The following is a 17,050-nucleotide window of genomic DNA, read 5'->3' as shown; positions in this document are numbered from 1 at the left end:
TAGGTCTTTAATAAAAAAGGCTCCGAAGAGCCTTTAGTTTTGTTTGATAAAACCTTGAATTAGCTCAATAACATCATCACTGGCGTCTTCCAAAATATAATGTCCACAGTCTGTAAACTCATGAACTTCAGCGTGGGGCATACGTACTCGCCACTCGGCTAAAAAATGTTTATCAAACACAAAATCTTGTAAACCAAAACAAATCAAGGTGGGCACATCCGTAAACTTAACTAGACTATCACCAATGTCAGTGACTAAATCAAAGTTACGATCACCTGGCTTTAATGGGATATCCTGCACAAAACGAATGGTCGAAATACGGTTTTTCCACGAATTAAATGGCGCGACATAGGCTTCACGCACGGCTTTATCCATAGGTTTGCGCTTAACACCGACATACGATGCCGCAGATGAAAAAGCATTTAAACCGCGCACTAACAAGGTGCCTAATAAGGTTTCACGGCAAATCCACAATGCCCACGGAAACGGCTTAGACTGAGGTAAATGGAACGCTGCGGTATTTAAATAAACTAAACGCTTAATACGTTCAGGATGACGTGCAGCAAAGCCTGTGCCTATCATCCCGCCCCAGTCATGACACACTAAGGTAATGTTCTCTGTAATACCTAAACTGTCTAGTAGGGCTTCTAAATCATCAATACGATTGTTTAGGGTATAATCATAATCAGGATCATTTGGTTTGTCGGATATTCCACAACCTATATGATCAGGCACAATGCACTGATGATTAGCACTAAGCGCACTGACTAAGTTGCGAAAGTAATAACACCAGCTTGGGTTACCATGAACCATAACAACAGGTTCGCCGTTGCCTTCATTAATATAATGTAACTGATGGCCATTTCTATCTAAAAAATGGCTTTCAAATGGCAGTAATGACTGTAATTGTTCTGTGTGCGACGTCATGATGTGTCCTATTGAATGCTTATTGTTTTCTGTTCAATGAGTTGTGTTCAATTAATAAGGGATTTTTACCACTTAATCCCTAACATCATGCAGTTCAAACCACTGCCAATACCTAAAAAGCTGACTTGATCGCCTTGACGTAAAAAACCTTCATCATGGGCCATAGCCGCAGTAACGGGCAAAGACACCGTGCCCATGTTGCCTAAGGTTTGATAGGTTGGATATTCTTTTTCTTGCGGAATGTTTAACGCATTCAACACTTGCCTACGATTAGATGCCCCTACCTGATGGCAAATGACCTTATCAACCTGTTCCACAACCCAATCACGCTGTTCTAGAAAATGATCCCAGGTATGCTTGGCTAAGTCGACGCCTTCTTTTAACAAGGTTACCGCATCGGTACGCATAAATTCGCGGTACAACATATGCCCCGCTTCCTGTAAGCCCCACTCGCATAAATTGTGATGCTCGGGCGCTGAAAGATGACTTGCGCCTAATAATTGGTGCTGACGAGTATTTTTAAGCGATAAACTGCCATCAGTCAAAATAACTGCCACCGCGCCAGAACCACCTGTTAAAGTCGCTAATGACTGGGCAAAATTTTGCATAGTCGGTTCAGCCAACATATGGTCTATGGTTGCTTCAACGATATCGCGAGCAGATTCACAAGACACCACCATACCGGCTTTAATTTGTCCAAGTTCAATTCGGTTAGCAATATCTAAAATACCGGATAAAACGCCTAAGCAAGCATTACTGATATCATAAATAGCAGTATCTTTAGATACACCTAACTTAGCGGCAATACGACAAGCCGTTGCCGGTTCGTGTTGGTCACGGCACACTCCGGTATAAACCACAGCCCCTAAGTCGCTCACATTGATGCCGGTTTCATTCACTGCTTTATTTGCCGCAGCAATTGCACCGTCAGATAGACGATAACCTTTAGGCCACCAGCGGCGCTCAGTGATGCCCGTTAAAGCAGCAAGTTGCCCCATAGGTATACGAAACTTTTGATATAAAGGCGCAAGACGAGATTCGAGATCTAGACTTGTGACAATTTGAGGCGCTAGCTCATAAGCCAGACTATTGATAAACACGCGAGAGTATTTCATTAAACCATTTGTTCACTTTTACTCAATACCACTCAGATTTGGCTTAAATATCCAAAGCACAGGGTCATTTATACCAAGATGTCGTTACACAAACATCACTGTTGGGTGGCTTGATTTGTTGTAATTCACTAATAACCCGACATTTGAACAAGAATGGCTTAAAACTGCAATAAAAAACCGTTAAAACTCACATGGTTTTGCTATTTAATTATTCGCTTGCTGTAAATTAAGTTTGCGCTAGATAACTGAATCAATCAGACTTTTATAAAATAAAACAGTCTAAACAAAAGCTTAATAACATAAATTAAACCAAATGTGTTTTATAGGCATGGATTAAAGCATTTCTTGGGGTTATTTCAGTTGGACAAAATTCCGTCAGTGTTACCTGGTAACCTTGCTCGTTTAAAAAGCACACTCTATCTATTAACAACCATTGCTCGATAGCTTGCCTGAATAAATGTCGAACCAGATCGATCCGCTGGGTTAACCTCTGACGGTTAAGCCCTTGCTGAAGATAATCATCAAAAATAGTATCACTGGGTATAGATATACTTTTCTGGGCTGCTGCCCAAAAACAAAAATCACTAAACGAACCGGCTAACTGGCTTTGCTTGATGGTGGGTATGGGCAAATATTGATCCGATTGGCGTACTGTTCTTTGCAAACTATCAAACCCTAAACGCCATGCTATTTCTTGTTGTCTTAGGACATTGTGTTTTTGATTGGCAATCACGCTTTGCTGCAATGGCAATTGTAAATCATGTCGGGACAAGGTTAATTTAGCTTGTTTTGCGATACTTGATAATGGCTGATAATAGCTATTTTGGATCAAATGATAACAACATGGCGAAATTGAAATAATCTGGGTACCTGCTTCACTGGCCAAGTGAAGTAAACGAACATGTAAATCGCCACAGGCATGCAAAGCCACTGCATGTTGTGTTTGTTTAATCGGCGAAGTATTTGCGCCAACATCGGCAAACGCATCTGCACAAATAAATTTCTGGTCTAACTGCCATTTATCAGCAAAAGACTGCCCTTGCTCACAGAGATCCTGTTGCCACTCTAAGCTGGTCACAGAACCTTGTTGTGTTTTTGCAATCAATCGGCCTAAATGACCCTTACCTGCGCACCACTCAAGTATTGGAAGGTGGTCATGGTTATTAGCAAAAGCCTGCTCAGTAAAAGCAATAATTTGTTGCCATTTACGGCCTTTAATATGACCACTAAAATGTTTAAGAGCAGACTCATCAATGGGCTGATTTATTTCCGCTGCCAACTCATAAGCTTGGCGATTAAGTAACGGCAGCAAACTGAGAGTCTGGTGCTGTTTTGCAGCTTGCAAATCCTGTTCTAATGCCGGCAGTAAACTGCTTAACAGTAACGAGGGGTTACTGTCTATTAGATCAATCTCAGTATCAGGAATGCGCCATAGTTTGGCAGCTAATGTTGGAAATGCTTGTTGCCAAGGCAGGTACTTGCAATCAAATGCCACCACCTGCCATAAAGGCTGGGTCAACGCTAATAACGTGGATAATTGGCTTAGCCGAGTAGCGTAATCTGGCTTGATAACATCTTTTAGGGGGAGATCGGCAGATTGCGGTAACTCGCTATCTTGCTGAGATATTTGAACCTGTTCGGCCATAATGACAGTTAACACATTAGCAAATCGATGACTGCAATTGTAACAGCTCAATTTTAAACATGATAATATCAAGGCATATCATTACCGAAAAATAGGCAGGTAAACTTAATGCATTCACCTTGCGTCGCTCGATGTGGCTTAAATGAAGATGATTTCTGTATGGGGTGTTATCGACATGTCGATGAAATTGTTATCTGGTCACAGGCCAACGATCAACAACAGCAACACATTTTGGATCAACTAGAATCTCGTAAATTACAGTTCGCTGACAGTAAAAATAGCCAGACTCTATCAAGAGCTAAATGGTTAGATGCTGAAAAAAGATTACTTTAGGCAAACATCACAACATTATTAATGTATTAGCTGGCACTCTCAAGCAAACGTAAACAATAGCACTCAGCTTGACCCATTAACGGCATTCAAGCTGATATGGCTATTGGCACTATGAATAAACAAGCTTACTTTTTCATCATCGACTTTAAATTGGCAAACGGATTATGGGTCGCGACATCTTGCTTGTTTTCTGTAGTACTGCCATAACGAATTAACTCTTCAAAACGCGAATGCTCATTATCATGACAATATAAACACAACAATTCCCAATTAGTGCCATCCGATGGATTGTTATCGTGGTTATGATCACGATGATGTACGGTTAACTCACTCAAGTTTTTATGGGTAAACTCTCGAGTACAGCGTCCGCAAACCCAAGGGTAGAGCTTTAACGCCTGTTCACGATAACCGGTCTCACGCTTGGCTTTATAGTCTCTTGCTTCAGCCAATACCTTGTCTAATTTGCTCTCACCAACCATGTCGAATCTAACCTCAGCATAAATAAATTGCCCCAAGGATAATAAGGCTTATCGCTTGGGGCAATGATTTTGTTTTGTTAATGCACAAATGTGCAGTAATTAGCGTTGATTAATCGACAAGTTCCGCATGCGACAAGTGCACGTAATGCAAATAACGCTCATATTGAGTGACAATATCAGCTGTAATTTGCTCTTGAGTATATCCCATCACATCATATTGCTGACCACCGTGCTCAAGGAAAACCTCCACACGATAATAGGCTTGATCAGAGCTAATATTCTCTTCTGTTGTGCCCGTAACTGTGTAAGCTCGTATACGAAGGCCATATACAAACGACAATAAGTCATCTGGCCCAATAACCAACCTAACCCGCTCATCCTTAAAAATAATATCCGCTAATTGGCCCTTGCTTATTAGGGTATCTCTCATTTCAGTTAACGCCGGTTGAGCTATAGTATCAAGATAATTTTGTGCATCCTCTCTACTGGGCATAGACACTAAAATATCTAATCTGTCTTGCCAGGTCATATTGGCCTTAACATATTGCACGCTGGTATTGTGTGACTGCACGCTGTTGATTTTAAGCCAATCATCTTTTAATGCTTTATACAGACCCACACACATCAATAGCATCACGATTAAAAATGGCATTGCACTGGCAATAGCGGCCGTTTGCAGCGCTTGTAAACCACCCGCCACCAACAACACAGATGCTACAACACCCTGTAATGCCGCCCAAAATATACGTTGCCAAACTGGAGCATTATTGTCACCGCCCGAGGTTAAATTATCAATAACCAGTGAGCCAGAATCAGATGATGTCACAAAGAATGTCACCACTAAACAGACAGCAATTGTTGATAAAATCGTCGAGAATGGCATGTGTTCAAAAAACTTGAACAGTGCAACTGATACATCACTGGATACCGCTTCAGATAAATAACTCGCACCATGATTGGCAATGGCATCGATTGCCGTATTACCAAACACTGTCATCCATAAAAAAGTAATCGCTGATGGCACAAATAACACGCCGATTAAGAATTCACGAATAGTACGCCCGCGACTGACGCGCGCAATGAAGGTACCCACAAAAGGAGACCATGAGATCCACCAGCCCCAATACAATAATGTCCAACCACCTATCCAGTCATCTTTTTGCTCATAGGCATATAAGTTAAATGTTTTACCAACAATCTCACTTAAATATCCACCGGTGTTTTGCACAAAAGATTGCATCAACAACACAGTTGGCCCCAGCACTAATACCGATACCATTAATAATAATGCTAAACCTAAGTTCAACTCACTTAAGCGTTTTACGCCTTTATCGAGTCCTGAAAACACCGATAAAGTGGCAATGCCTGTGATGATCACAATCAACACCACCTGCACAGTGGTATTGTTAGGCAGGCCGTCAATAAGATAGCTCAAACCTGAGTTTATCTGCAGCACACCAAAACCTAATGAAGTAGCCACACCAAACATAGTGCCAAGTACCGCAAAGGTATCAACGGCATGACCAATTGGACCATAAATCCGCTCGCCAATTAACGGGTATAAGGCGGAGCGAGGTAATAAAGGTAATTTGTGTCGATACGAGAAGTAGGCTAATGACAGCGCCACTACAGCATAAATAGCCCAGGCATGAATGCCCCAGTGGAAAAAAGTAATCTTTAATGCATCTTTCGCCGCTTTAATCGATTCAGGTGATGCATCGGGTGGCGCCAGGTAGTGCATCACAGGCTCTGCTACACCAAAGAACATCAGCCCTATGCCCATACCTGCCGAAAACAGCATGGCGATCCAACTTTTATAACTATAATCAGGCACAGAATGCTCTGGCCCCAACTTAATATCTCCAAAGCGGCTCATCATCACAAAAATGATAAACACTAAGAAGATGGCAACGCCTAATATGTACATCCAACCCGTTTTTACTTCTAACCAGTGCTGTACTGATTTAAAAAACAAGTTAGCTTCAGTTGGTGCGATGGCACAGAGTAAAACCATCATGGTAATAAGAATAACTGAAGAGAGAAATACAGGCGGGTTGATACTTGTCTTAATAGACATAATGTCTCCCGTAAAAAGTAACGCTTTGTACCAAAAAGTTAATTAAATAATAGGTGTTATTCTTTAATTAAAACGGCACAAAAATTAGTGGCTAATACTAGCATAACTGACTGCTATTTAGTGCAGACATGTGGATAAACATGACTCTAGTGCGGTAATCGAACATTTTTATTGTGTATGTGTAAAATAAAAACACTTAATCAGTTAACAAGCCGTAACTGTCGACCAACGCAAAATAATTGCCAATTTAGCCGAGCATGCGTTGTGCTGCAAACCATGCAGAAATTCAATGTGCCTACCATGGATATTGCGCGTTAGTTACTGCGGTTAGTTTAGGTGATAAAGCTGTAGTAAAAATATGACGATTGCCCCACAGGCAATGAAGATAAAAACTTGAAGCAAACTAAGCCATAAAGTAAAGTTAGCCCCCTTATTTCGTCAATGGGTATTGTTGTACTTCTATCAACATTAACCAATACTCATTGAGGCGCTTTTTTATTATTACGGCAAGCCTAAATGACCTCGAATATAACCCGTCAAGCTGATGCATCAGAACAAAGTTTATTGCGCATTTTTACTGTGCCAGAAGATGCTAAGTCGACCTTAAGTATTATCGAACAAAAGCTTTCCCAAGACTTAGCAGGCTTTTTGGGAAACAGCATTGCCGCGTTAGAAAAACCATTGGCAGAAATAGAAACCGACTTTCAAGCGTTTGAAATACCAGCTGCGCCTCGCTTTGTATCTGATTACACAGATGAAATTATGCAAAACTTAGTGGCGCACTCGGTGCACACTTCTGCGCCTAGTTTTATTGGTCACATGACCTCTGCCTTACCCTATTTTGTATTGCCCTTGTCTAAAATGATGGTTGGGCTCAATCAAAACTTAGTTAAAATTGAAACATCTAAAGCCTTTACCCCACTTGAGCGTCAGGTTTTAGGCATGATGCATCATTTAATTTATGATCAAAATGAAGCTTTTTACCAACAATGGATGCACAGCGCCAATCATTCTTTAGGCGCATTTTGCTCTGGTGGTACAGTGGCCAACATTACTGCACTGTGGATAGCCCGCAATCAAGTGTTAAAAGCTGAGGGAAGTTTCAAAGGTGTAGGCCGAGAAGGCATGCTTAAAGCACTACGCCATTATGGTTATGATGATTTAGCGATTTTAGTGTCTGAACGAGGCCACTATTCATTAGGTAAAGCCGCTGATTTACTCAGCATTGGTCGGGATAATATTGTGAGTATCCCTACGGATGCCAATAATAAAGTCGATGTATCCGCCATGCGCCAAGCCGCGTTAAAGCTTAAGCAAAAGAATATAAAAGTAATGGCCATAGTCGGCGTTGCTGGCACCACAGAGACAGGGAACGTAGATCCATTAACCGAGTTAGCCGAACTCGCCACGGAGCTTGGCTGCCATTTTCACGTTGACGCAGCCTGGGGCGGCGCCAGTTTACTGTCCAATAAGTATCGTTATTTACTTAAGGGAATTGAACTGGCTGACTCAGTGACTATTGATGCCCATAAACAAATGTATGTGCCAATGGGTGCCGGTATGGTGTTATTTAAAGACCCTGAACTGGCACATACTATTGCCCATCATGCGGAATATATTCTCCGTGTGGGGTCAAAGGATTTAGGCAGCCAAACCCTTGAGGGCTCTCGCCCTGGCATGGCTATGCTAGTGCACGCTTGCCTACAAATTATTGGTCGTGAAGGCTATGAAATATTAATCAATAACAGCTTAGAAAAAGCCCGTTATTTTGCACAGCTAATTGAGCAGCATTCAGAGTTTGAGCTAGTCACCGAACCAGAGCTTTGTTTGTTAACCTATCGGTATGTGCCACTGTCGGTACAGTTAAAGCTGACTGAAGCAATTGCGATTAATGACTTTGAAATGGTTGCCAGAACTAATGAGCTTTTGGATGGCTTAACTCAATTTATTCAAAAGCACCAGCGTGAACAAGGTAAGTCATTTGTATCTCGCACCCGTATTCGCCCTGCAAGGTATCAAAGACAGCACACAACCGTATTCAGAGTGGTTTTAGCGAATCCGTTAACCAGCCATGAAATCTTAGCTGACGTGCTCAACGAGCAAACCCAAATAGCCCAATTAGATAACGAATTTTATCCGCAATTACTAGCGCTATAGTCTTCAAGACTCAAGTTTTAAGCCTCAACTGTGATTGTTGAGGCTTTTTTTTGATAAAAAACTAATGCCGATAAACTTATTAACCCAATAAATTTCAGACATAAAAAAGCCCCGACGTAATGTCGAGGCTGGTTTATCCATCACTCAATCCAAATATAAAATATCAAGGTGAGTCTAATAATGGTACCCGAGGCCAGACTGTTCTGACAACGGAAAGTGGCACGCTTGCTTTAGCGTGCCTGCTAATTCAAACATTAAAAACCTACAGGCATAAAAAAGCCCCGACGCAATGTCGAGGCTGGTTTATCCATCACTCAATCCAATATAAAATATCAAGGTGAGTCTAATAATGGTACCCGAGGCCAGACTGTTCTGACAACGGAAAGTGGCACGCTTGCTTTAGCGTGCCTGCTAATTCAAACATTAAAAACCTACAGGCATAAAAAAGCCCCGACGTAATGTCGAGACTGGTTTATCCATCACTCAATCCAAATATAAAATATCAAGGTGAGTCTAATAATGGTACCCGAGGCCAGACTGTTCTGACAACGGAAAGTGGCACGCTTGCTTTAGCGTGCCTGCTAATTCAAACATTAAAAACCTACAGGCATAAAAAAGCCCCGACGCAATGTCGAGGCTGGTTTATCCATCACTCAATCCAATATAAAATATCAAGGTGAGTCTAATAATGGTACCCGAGGCCAGACTGTTCTGACAACGGAAAGTGGCACGCTTGCTTTAGCGTGCCTGCTAATTCAAACATTAAAAACCTACAGGCATAAAAAAGCCCCGACGCAATGTCGAGGCTGGTTTATCCATCACTCAATCCAAATATAAAATATCAAGGTGAGTCTAATAATGGTACCCGAGGCCAGACTGCACTGACAACGACAGTGGTACGCTTGCTTTAGCGTGCCTGCTAATTCAAACATTACTGACTTTCAGACATAAAAAAGCCCCGACGTAATGTCGAGGCTGGTTTATCCATCACTCAATCCAGATATAAAATATCAAGGTGAGTCTAATAATGGTACCCGAGGCCAGACTTGAACTGGCACGCTTATTCAGCGAGGGATTTTAAATCCCTTGTGTCTACCGATTCCACCACTCGGGCAAAGTGTTGTTTTAACCGCTTTAACATCAAAGCCATTAAACGCAATTTAGTGGAGGCGCGACCCGGAGTCGAACCGAGGTCGACGGATTTGCAATCCGCAGCATAGCCATTCTGCCATCGCGCCACAACGTAAAAAAGGATTTGGAGCGACATATCAGGTTCGAACTGATGACCTATACCTTGGCAAGGTATCGCTCTACCAACTGAGCTAATGTCGCGTAAATCTGATTAACTCGCTTTAAGCACTAAGCTGTCTAGCTGTTAGTCTCTTGTCTACGGGGGTGCATTTTACCGATTTCATCCCCGGTGTCAATTGCTGTTTTTATTAAAACTTATCGTTTGCGCACTAAATAATCTTATTGAAGTATTTATGTGCTATTCCGCGGTTAAATCATTCCAAGCCGCTGAAATGTAACTTATCATCGACCAGAAAGTCAGCAATGCTGCCACATAGAACAACACATAGGCCATATCCGTTAGAAATGGCGTAGGTTGCCAAATCAAACCGACTATAGCGGCCATTTGGGCTGCTGTTTTATATTTGCCAATCCAGGACACGGCAACAACACCACGTTTGCCTATTTCAGCCATCCACTCTCGTAATGCTGAAATAACAATCTCACGTCCAATCATAAACAATGCGGCTAGAGTTAAATAAATATTATCATTTTGCTGAACCAACAAGACTAATGCAGTCGATACCATCACCTTGTCTGCAACTGGGTCTAAAAAAGCACCAAAACGGGTTAGTTGACCTAATTTACGGGCAGCATAACCATCTAATGCATCCGTCACCGCAGCAAGCCAGAAAATAAATGCTGCAGCAAAAGGTGCCCAAGTATAGGGTAAATAAAAGAAAAATATAAATACAGGCAGTAGCACTAAACGAAACAGTGTTAATGCAATAGGTAAGTTAAACGGCATAAATAGACCAATTATTCGTAAGCTGCGCCAATCTTGCCTTAATTTTAGCCCCCTCGCAATGTGTCATGAATCGTTTGTGCCATTTCTAGGCTAATTCCGGGAACTTTTGTTAATTCTGCCACACTGGCACCCTTTACTTCCTGTAATCCGCCCAAATGTTGCAATAAAGCTTTACGTCTTTTAGGTCCAACACCCGCTATCGATTCTAAAGTTGAAGTATTACGCGTTTTCTGACGTTTATTACGGTGTCCTGTAATAGCAAAACGATGAGACTCATCTCGAATATGCAAAACAAGGTGAAATGCGGGTGAATCACTGGCAATTTGAATAATCTCTTCAGAACCACCTAATACAAAGGTTTCTAACCCCGCTTTACGCCCTTCTCCTTTCGTTACCCCCACAATCAAAGGTGGTTTAGCTAAATGGGCACATTTTTCATCAACGATGTTTTGCGCAATACGAAGTTGGCCTAACCCACCATCAATAAATAAAATATCAGGCACCTTGCCGGTTTCATCAATTCGGTCAAAGCGGCGGCTAATTGCTTGCTCCATTGCTGCATAGTCATCTCCGCCCGTTATACCATTGATGTTATAGCGTCGATAATCCGCTTTATGCGGCCCTTCACGATTAAACACCACACACGAAGCCACTGTACTCTCACCCATGGTATGGCTGATATCGAAGCATTCCATACGGTTTATTGGCGTAGACAGCTCTAAGGCCTCTTCTAGTAAGCTAAAACGTTGTTCAATTGTATTCTTGTGTGACAATCTGGTAGCCACGGCATTACTGGCATTTGTTATCGCTAAACGTAAAAAGTTAGCTCGCTCACCACGAACGTGTGTTTTTATCGAAAACTTTTTCTGTAACGCCTGTTCTATTGAGGCGGCGACCACTTCCATCCCGTCAAATTCGTGGCTGAGGATCACTTCTTTGGGCACTGTGCGCTGCACGTCTTCATTTAAATAAAACTGCCCCAAAAATGATGATAATACCTCATCTAACTCTGTGGCCACTGGCACACTTGGGTAATAACTGCGGCTACCAAAAATCTTACCTTCTCGAATAAACAGTAAGTGAAAACAGACAATTCCAGACGCATAATGCACGCCAACAACGTCCATATCACCTTTATTATTAGAGACTTCTTGTTGCTCACTTACTTTACGTAATGCGCTAATTTGATCTCGATATTGAGCAGCTTGCTCATAGGCCATGTTAATAGCAGCATGTTCCATTTTATCCACTAAAGTGCTGATCACCTGCTGATCTTTGCCGCGTAAAAATAACGTGGCTAATTTAACCTGCTCTTGATAATCATCATCAGACACAATACCAACGCACGGAGCGCTACAACGGGACAATTGATACTGTAAACACGGGCGAGAACGAGATTTGTAGTACAGGTCATCACATTGACGAATAGGGAATAACTTCTGCATTAAATTAAGGCTTTCGCGAACAGCACCGCCGTTAGGATATGGCCCAAAATAATGACCTTTCTCGCGCTTTGCTCCGCGATGATAAGCCAAACGCGGATGTTTATGGCCACTCAGTAAAATATAAGGATAAGACTTATCATCACGTAACAATACATTATATTTAGGCATGTACTGCTTGATATAGTCATTTTCTAAAATAAGTGCATCGGTTTCGCTGTGGGTAACCGTGACATCGATGTGATCAATGTTAGCGACTAATGCCTGGGTTTTTACATTGGGTAAATTAGACCGAAAATAAGAGGTTAAACGCTTTTTAAGGTCTTTGGCTTTGCCAACATAAATCACTTTGTCGAGTTTATCGTACATACGATAAACGCCTGGTGATGATGTTACAGTGCTAAGGAATGGTTTAGATTGGAACCCTTCAGACATAATTGATTACAACACATTTAATGGTGACACAAATAAAAATCACGACAACCTAATTGGGCTCTCGCGAACTTTGATTAGAATGAACCCGTGTCGAGCATTTTGTATCGAATGGCTAAGCGGGTCAATTCAACATCACCATTAATGCCTAACTTAGCGAATAATCGGTAACGATAACTATTAACCGTTTTAGGACTTAGATTGAGCTTTTCAGAAATTTCATTTACTTTCTCACCGTTGGTTATCATCAGCATGATTTGTAACTCACGCTCTGAAAGGCTAGTAAAAGGATTTTCATCGCTGCTATCGAACTGGCTTAACGCCATTTGCTGGGCAATTTCAGGGGATAAATAACGCTGGCCACGAGACACTTGGCTAATTGCGCGGATAACCTCTGGGGAAGTTGAACCTTTGGTTAAGTAACCCGACGCCCCCGCTTGCATAACTTTTTTAGGGAAAGGGTCTTCAGTTTGTACCGTTAGTACTATTATTTTAGCATCAGGCTGATAACGTAGTATTTTACGTGTCGCTTCTAAACCGCCCATTCCAGGCATGTTCATGTCCATTAAAATAACATCAGCTTCATTCTGACGAGACCATTGTACGGCGGTTTCACCATCATGTGCTTCACCAACTACTTTAATGCCACGCTCATCTTCTAAAAGGCGACGGATCCCAGTACGAACTAACTCATGATCATCAACTAAATATACAGATATCAACTTCAACCACCTATTTATTATTTGCCATTCATCCTGAATGTTGGCATTTTTGTTTTGCGAAACATCGACATAATAAAACATATGATGCTTTGAAGTTTCTAGCAGACAAATTTATCACTAATCCTTGAACTCACACAAGCAAGACAAGCACGATAAGCCAACTTTCAACTAAATAAAAATGGTCTGTGCCTCAAGCTGATTACTTACTGGCCACTTAAGGTCACAATAATATTGCGCGCCGAACCTTGGTCTCTGTGTTCACACAGGTAAATCCCCTGCCACGTCCCCAAATTAAGGCGCCCCTTACTAATGGGGATGGTCAGTTCAGCACCTATGAGTGTCGACTTAATATGCGCGGGCATATCATCAGCACCTTCATAGGTATGTCGATAATAAGGGGCATTTTCAGGCACCATAACATTGAAATGTCGTTCAAAATCGCCCCTTACCGTTGGGTCGGCATTTTCATTTAATGTCAGTGACGCTGAGGTGTGTTGAATGAAAAAATGCGCCAAGCCTATTTCAAAGGTTTTAAGCTCAGGTAATTGTTGCAATAACTCATCTTCAACGAGGTGAAAGCCTCGTCTTTTAGCCGCTAGTTGGATGCTTTTTTGAAACCACATCATTTTCTCGCTTAGGGTCTATTTTAATAACATGATTATCAGAACTATCGGAGTTCAACTTCAAATAAATGATCCATAAAATGCATGCTATGGGCTAACTCATATTGCTTTTTAGTTAGCGCACCATAGGCAAAGTGCGGCGCTAGGACTCCATCATAGGCTCGAAAATCAATTAATGATTGTTTAAAACGCGCATAAGCATTTGTGAGGTTATGACTCGTATTCAACAGTAACTGCTTATCCAAACTTGCTGCACCCGGAATAGGTTCACTTAAACTATGTGACATTTTTCTTTTTGACTCAAACACAGCAAATGCCAATGACCCAAGAGTTACTTTAAATAAATCAGATTTGTGTTGCGGATAACCCAACATTGAATATTCCACACTCTGTGCACAGTGCTGCAAAATTTGAGCGACATCCCACTCTCCATTAGCGACTGGATGACTTATCATAACCTTATCAAGCAATGAAATCATGGAGTCTATATCAAGTGGTACCACTTCAGGTTCTACACTCACCCAAGCTGTGCCACCTATGGCCAGCATGGTCGTCGTGGCTAAACTGAACCGCATAAACTGTCTTCTATTCATCATCACGCCCATTTCATATTATTTATCTAACCAATGCACCTTATTGTCACTTTGATTACAGTATTTATCTTGCAACCTTTGTGGTACATTTTTGTACATATATAATACTCATAAAAATACTATGCATCGCCAATTATTCATATTACTTATTTTTGCCGTCTTATCGGTACAATCTGCCCACAGCAAACCTATTGTTAAGGTTGCTGGTTATCAATTTGCGCCCTACTTAAATCAATCAAGTGATGGACTTTATACTGGATTATCAGTTGATGTGGTAAAGGCATTGAATGGCATTCAATCAGAAGTACAATTTGAATTTGTTGCGACGAGTATTGGTAACCGCTATAAAGCGTATAAGATGGACCGTTATGACATGATATTATTTGAAAGCCCTATTTGGGGTTGGCAAGATATTGAACATGAATTTGTGCCATTACATATTAATGATGGAGAACTCTTTATTGCGTTGAAAGACAAGGCTATCGAACAACAATATTTTGATAACTTTAACGGTAAAGTACTCAGCCTGGTAAAAGGATATCATTATGCATTTGCTCAGTGGCAAGTTGACCCAAAGGCACTTAATAATGATTACAATATTCAATTCGTCAGATCAAACGAGGCCTCAATTGTGAGCATACTCAGAGGCCGAGCAAATATCGCCCCTGTAACCTGGTCTTATTTGCAATTCTATTTAGCCCAGTATCCTGAGGTCAAATCTCAGCTATTAATTTCTAAGAAATGGGACCAAAAATATGACCATGGTGTTTTATTAAATCCCAAAGCACCTATTAGCAAGCAACAACTTACAAAATGGATATCACTGCTGCAAGAACAAAATATATTACCCCGATTAGCGGCAAACTATGGATTATAAAAACATAACAAACAATAACTTAAAGAATAGCTTTATAGGCTGTGCATATTAATTCTTTCAGGTGATAAATTATAAGCTAACAAAAAACCGTATTCATTGAATACGGTTTTTCTGTATTAGCAAGGTAGCGTTATTAATGTTGGGATGCTACATGGTCACCATCGACCAATAGTCCAGTCGTTTTTGAGGCTCATAGACAACGGTTTTGCACAACTCTTTGTATTGCCCCATTAACCCGCCTAAATTAGACGAGCCACCTAATTTAGCAATTTGTTGTTGTTTCTCGGCTATAATATCTTTTGCTACTTGTTCTGCACTGCGATATTTTGCAGCTAATGTAGCAGCATCAGTCGCCGATATTTTTAAACGCTCACCCACTGCCTGCATTTGCGGTGCGTTCATTGCACCAATCGCTTCCGAAGCGATTTGGTAATAAGCTGCACACTGAACCACTTCATCGGCAAAGGCTTTCTCGGCCTGATCTTGTGCGCAGACAGCTTGGCTTAAACATACTAACGAGGCCGTTAATAACCATTTCGCTTTAATACTCATATCCCGTCCTATTTAGTGTGCTAAATTTAAAAAAACACGTCATTAAAATCAAAGATACCATTAAAAACCATGCGTTGCATGACTTACCCTAAACCACCCCGCAATACTGTTACGGGTTTTTAATGTTGGTAACACTTCATGGGGAAAGCGCTCACTTAAAAATATGGCTAACGTTCCCATCTGAGGCTTTACCGTTTCTAGCAGTATATCGAACTCATCATAAATAAGCAGCTCGCCGCCATCGTCCAATTGCCAATGTGGATTTAAGAAAAATACCGTTGTAAGAATTCGATTTTGGCTGCCTTTTAAAGCATCGACATGCTTTTTATAATGTGCCCCAGGCTCATACACTGCATAGTGGCTCTCATAATCAAACAACCCCATAAATAAGCGTCGATTAAGGCCCTCTCTAAGTTGCTCCATAATAGACAGGTACGCTTTGTCTGTGTGGTCTTGTTTATCAAGCCAACTGATTTTATCTGAGCGGATCTCAGCATTAACTTGCTGTTCAATACCACGACCAATAGCCGCATATTTAAAATCAATGTCATGCTTAGCCTGCATTTTTTCAAGTAGGGCTAAACTAACATAATCAGGAATGATATCTGATAAAAGACTATAGCCTTTATCGACTAACGCATCTGCGATCACATCCAGCACTGCTTCACTTATCGGCGAAACCATACATGCTACATCCAAAGAGACGACGCTTTTTACTTTACTTTAGGACTTAAAAAACAAGATTAAGTCAGAATTTCGAGGGGGCGTGGTTTGCTAAATTTAAAGGGAATAATTAAATACGCCCGAATTTTTCAATAGAGTGTGAATACCCATTTAGGCTGCGAATACTAGTTTAACAATGGCATTATGACAACAAAATAAATATCTTCCTGCCAATATCGATTAGCAAATTAAACTTCAATTAAGTCAAACCGTTTAGCCAAACCTTTAAACCACTATACCACTGGTATAGATAGCTTTTTATAATCAATATACTTAAATATTATAAAGTTAAAAATTCATACGTTAGATGTATAT

At 41.1% G+C, this 17,050-nt stretch carries 15 protein-coding genes and 3 tRNA genes; 3 read left to right on the top strand and 15 right to left on the bottom strand.

Going from position 1 to position 17,050, the window contains the following annotated elements; genetic code table 11:
* Positions 1 to 33 precede the first annotated feature (33 nt).
* From ACRWQM_RS05425 to ACRWQM_RS05415, 3 genes are all read right to left on the bottom strand, one after another.
* Positions 34 to 927, bottom strand: a complete 894-nt coding sequence (locus tag ACRWQM_RS05425; RefSeq protein ID WP_434931498.1) for an alpha/beta fold hydrolase — start codon at positions 925 to 927, stop codon at positions 34 to 36.
* Positions 928 to 992: 65 nt separating this feature from the next.
* On the bottom strand, positions 993 to 2,042 hold the full coding sequence (locus tag ACRWQM_RS05420; protein ID WP_226414388.1) for a 3-oxoacyl-ACP synthase III: 1,050 nt from the start codon (positions 2,040 to 2,042) through the stop codon (positions 993 to 995).
* Positions 2,043 to 2,346: 304 nt separating this feature from the next.
* Positions 2,347 to 3,687 carry a methyltransferase gene (locus tag ACRWQM_RS05415; RefSeq protein ID WP_434931497.1) on the bottom strand — a complete coding sequence of 447 codons (1,341 nt, stop codon included), beginning with the start codon at positions 3,685 to 3,687 and terminating at the stop codon, positions 2,347 to 2,349.
* A gap of 108 nt (positions 3,688 to 3,795) precedes the next feature.
* On the opposite strand from ACRWQM_RS05415, the gene ACRWQM_RS05410 reads away from it, so the two are divergent.
* On the top strand, positions 3,796 to 4,020 hold the full coding sequence (locus ACRWQM_RS05410) for a DUF1289 domain-containing protein (protein ID WP_434926687.1): 225 nt from the start codon (positions 3,796 to 3,798) through the stop codon (positions 4,018 to 4,020).
* A 125-nt stretch (positions 4,021 to 4,145) separates the two neighbouring features.
* On the opposite strand, the gene ACRWQM_RS05405 is transcribed toward ACRWQM_RS05410, so the two are convergent.
* The gene (locus tag ACRWQM_RS05405) at positions 4,146 to 4,499 is read right to left on the bottom strand and encodes a YajD family HNH nuclease (protein ID WP_226414380.1); all 354 of its coding nucleotides are present in this window, start codon (positions 4,497 to 4,499) and stop codon (positions 4,146 to 4,148) included.
* A 109-nt stretch (positions 4,500 to 4,608) separates the two neighbouring features.
* Positions 4,609 to 6,576, bottom strand: coding sequence for a BCCT family transporter (locus tag ACRWQM_RS05400; RefSeq protein WP_434926689.1), 1,968 nt, complete (start codon positions 6,574 to 6,576; stop codon positions 4,609 to 4,611).
* A gap of 516 nt (positions 6,577 to 7,092) precedes the next feature.
* Here ACRWQM_RS05400 and panP point away from each other — a divergent pair.
* Entirely contained in the window at positions 7,093 to 8,733 is a 1,641-nt protein-coding gene (gene panP, locus ACRWQM_RS05395) for a pyridoxal-dependent aspartate 1-decarboxylase PanP (protein WP_434931496.1), read from the top strand.
* Between the two features lie 1,028 nt (positions 8,734 to 9,761).
* Here the strand turns inward: panP and ACRWQM_RS05390 are convergent.
* The 8 genes from ACRWQM_RS05390 to ACRWQM_RS05355 form a co-directional block, all read right to left on the bottom strand.
* Positions 9,762 to 9,847: transfer RNA gene (locus tag ACRWQM_RS05390), tRNA-Leu, on the bottom strand.
* A 50-nt stretch (positions 9,848 to 9,897) separates the two neighbouring features.
* Positions 9,898 to 9,971, bottom strand: a tRNA-Cys gene (locus ACRWQM_RS05385).
* Between the two features lie 18 nt (positions 9,972 to 9,989).
* A tRNA-Gly gene (locus ACRWQM_RS05380) sits at positions 9,990 to 10,065 on the bottom strand.
* Positions 10,066 to 10,222: 157 nt separating this feature from the next.
* A complete protein-coding gene (pgsA, locus tag ACRWQM_RS05375) occupies positions 10,223 to 10,771 on the bottom strand; it encodes a CDP-diacylglycerol--glycerol-3-phosphate 3-phosphatidyltransferase (RefSeq protein WP_226414372.1) in 549 nt (182 codons plus the stop codon).
* A 44-nt stretch (positions 10,772 to 10,815) separates the two neighbouring features.
* Positions 10,816 to 12,648 carry an excinuclease ABC subunit UvrC gene (gene uvrC, locus ACRWQM_RS05370; RefSeq protein ID WP_434931495.1) on the bottom strand — a complete coding sequence of 611 codons (1,833 nt, stop codon included), beginning with the start codon at positions 12,646 to 12,648 and terminating at the stop codon, positions 10,816 to 10,818.
* A 74-nt stretch (positions 12,649 to 12,722) separates the two neighbouring features.
* Positions 12,723 to 13,367 carry a UvrY/SirA/GacA family response regulator transcription factor gene (gene uvrY / locus ACRWQM_RS05365; protein ID WP_226414368.1) on the bottom strand — a complete coding sequence of 215 codons (645 nt, stop codon included), beginning with the start codon at positions 13,365 to 13,367 and terminating at the stop codon, positions 12,723 to 12,725.
* Positions 13,368 to 13,570: 203 nt separating this feature from the next.
* Complete coding sequence (locus tag ACRWQM_RS05360; protein WP_434931494.1) at positions 13,571 to 13,993, bottom strand: secondary thiamine-phosphate synthase enzyme YjbQ; 423 nt, start codon at positions 13,991 to 13,993, stop codon at positions 13,571 to 13,573.
* A gap of 41 nt (positions 13,994 to 14,034) precedes the next feature.
* Positions 14,035 to 14,583 carry a DUF1569 domain-containing protein gene (locus tag ACRWQM_RS05355; RefSeq protein ID WP_434931493.1) on the bottom strand — a complete coding sequence of 183 codons (549 nt, stop codon included), beginning with the start codon at positions 14,581 to 14,583 and terminating at the stop codon, positions 14,035 to 14,037.
* A 121-nt stretch (positions 14,584 to 14,704) separates the two neighbouring features.
* Between ACRWQM_RS05355 and ACRWQM_RS05350 the strand changes: the two genes are divergently transcribed.
* Positions 14,705 to 15,460 (top strand): substrate-binding periplasmic protein, encoded by a 756-nt coding sequence (locus tag ACRWQM_RS05350; protein WP_434931492.1) that lies wholly within the window; start codon positions 14,705 to 14,707, stop codon positions 15,458 to 15,460.
* A gap of 147 nt (positions 15,461 to 15,607) precedes the next feature.
* On the opposite strand, the gene ACRWQM_RS05345 is transcribed toward ACRWQM_RS05350, so the two are convergent.
* On the bottom strand, positions 15,608 to 16,012 hold the full coding sequence (locus ACRWQM_RS05345) for a hypothetical protein (RefSeq protein WP_434926695.1): 405 nt from the start codon (positions 16,010 to 16,012) through the stop codon (positions 15,608 to 15,610).
* Positions 16,013 to 16,072: 60 nt separating this feature from the next.
* Positions 16,073 to 16,696 carry a 2OG-Fe(II) oxygenase gene (locus ACRWQM_RS05340; protein WP_434931491.1) on the bottom strand — a complete coding sequence of 208 codons (624 nt, stop codon included), beginning with the start codon at positions 16,694 to 16,696 and terminating at the stop codon, positions 16,073 to 16,075.
* Positions 16,697 to 17,050: the final 354 nt, after the last annotated feature.

Source organism: Shewanella sp. HL-SH5 (assembly GCF_051163755.1).
Taxonomy (GTDB): domain Bacteria; phylum Pseudomonadota; class Gammaproteobacteria; order Enterobacterales; family Shewanellaceae; genus Shewanella; species Shewanella glacialimarina.
This window is presented reverse-complemented; position numbering and strand designations above follow the sequence as displayed.

Excerpts from the sequence above, each read along its gene's own strand:
- ACRWQM_RS05400 (WP_434926689.1), bottom strand. The coding sequence starts at position 6,576 with ATGTCTATTAAGACAAGTATCAACCCGCCTGTATTTCTCTCTTCAGTT.
- ACRWQM_RS05345 (WP_434926695.1), bottom strand. The coding sequence starts at position 16,012 with ATGAGTATTAAAGCGAAATGGTTATTAACGGCCTCGTTAGTATGTTTA.
- ACRWQM_RS05420 (WP_226414388.1), bottom strand. The coding sequence starts at position 2,042 with ATGAAATACTCTCGCGTGTTTATCAATAGTCTGGCTTATGAGCTAGCG.
- ACRWQM_RS05340 (WP_434931491.1), bottom strand. The coding sequence starts at position 16,696 with ATGGTTTCGCCGATAAGTGAAGCAGTGCTGGATGTGATCGCAGATGCG.
- ACRWQM_RS05360 (WP_434931494.1), bottom strand. The coding sequence starts at position 13,993 with ATGATGTGGTTTCAAAAAAGCATCCAACTAGCGGCTAAAAGACGAGGC.
- ACRWQM_RS05355 (WP_434931493.1), bottom strand. The coding sequence starts at position 14,583 with ATGAATAGAAGACAGTTTATGCGGTTCAGTTTAGCCACGACGACCATG.
- ACRWQM_RS05425 (WP_434931498.1), bottom strand. The coding sequence starts at position 927 with ATGACGTCGCACACAGAACAATTACAGTCATTACTGCCATTTGAAAGC.
- panP (WP_434931496.1), top strand. The coding sequence starts at position 7,093 with ATGACCTCGAATATAACCCGTCAAGCTGATGCATCAGAACAAAGTTTA.
- ACRWQM_RS05350 (WP_434931492.1), top strand. The coding sequence starts at position 14,705 with ATGCATCGCCAATTATTCATATTACTTATTTTTGCCGTCTTATCGGTA.
- ACRWQM_RS05410 (WP_434926687.1), top strand. The coding sequence starts at position 3,796 with ATGCATTCACCTTGCGTCGCTCGATGTGGCTTAAATGAAGATGATTTC.
- uvrC (WP_434931495.1), bottom strand. The coding sequence starts at position 12,648 with ATGTCTGAAGGGTTCCAATCTAAACCATTCCTTAGCACTGTAACATCA.
- ACRWQM_RS05405 (WP_226414380.1), bottom strand. The coding sequence starts at position 4,499 with ATGGTTGGTGAGAGCAAATTAGACAAGGTATTGGCTGAAGCAAGAGAC.
- pgsA (WP_226414372.1), bottom strand. The coding sequence starts at position 10,771 with ATGCCGTTTAACTTACCTATTGCATTAACACTGTTTCGTTTAGTGCTA.
- ACRWQM_RS05415 (WP_434931497.1), bottom strand. The coding sequence starts at position 3,687 with ATGGCCGAACAGGTTCAAATATCTCAGCAAGATAGCGAGTTACCGCAA.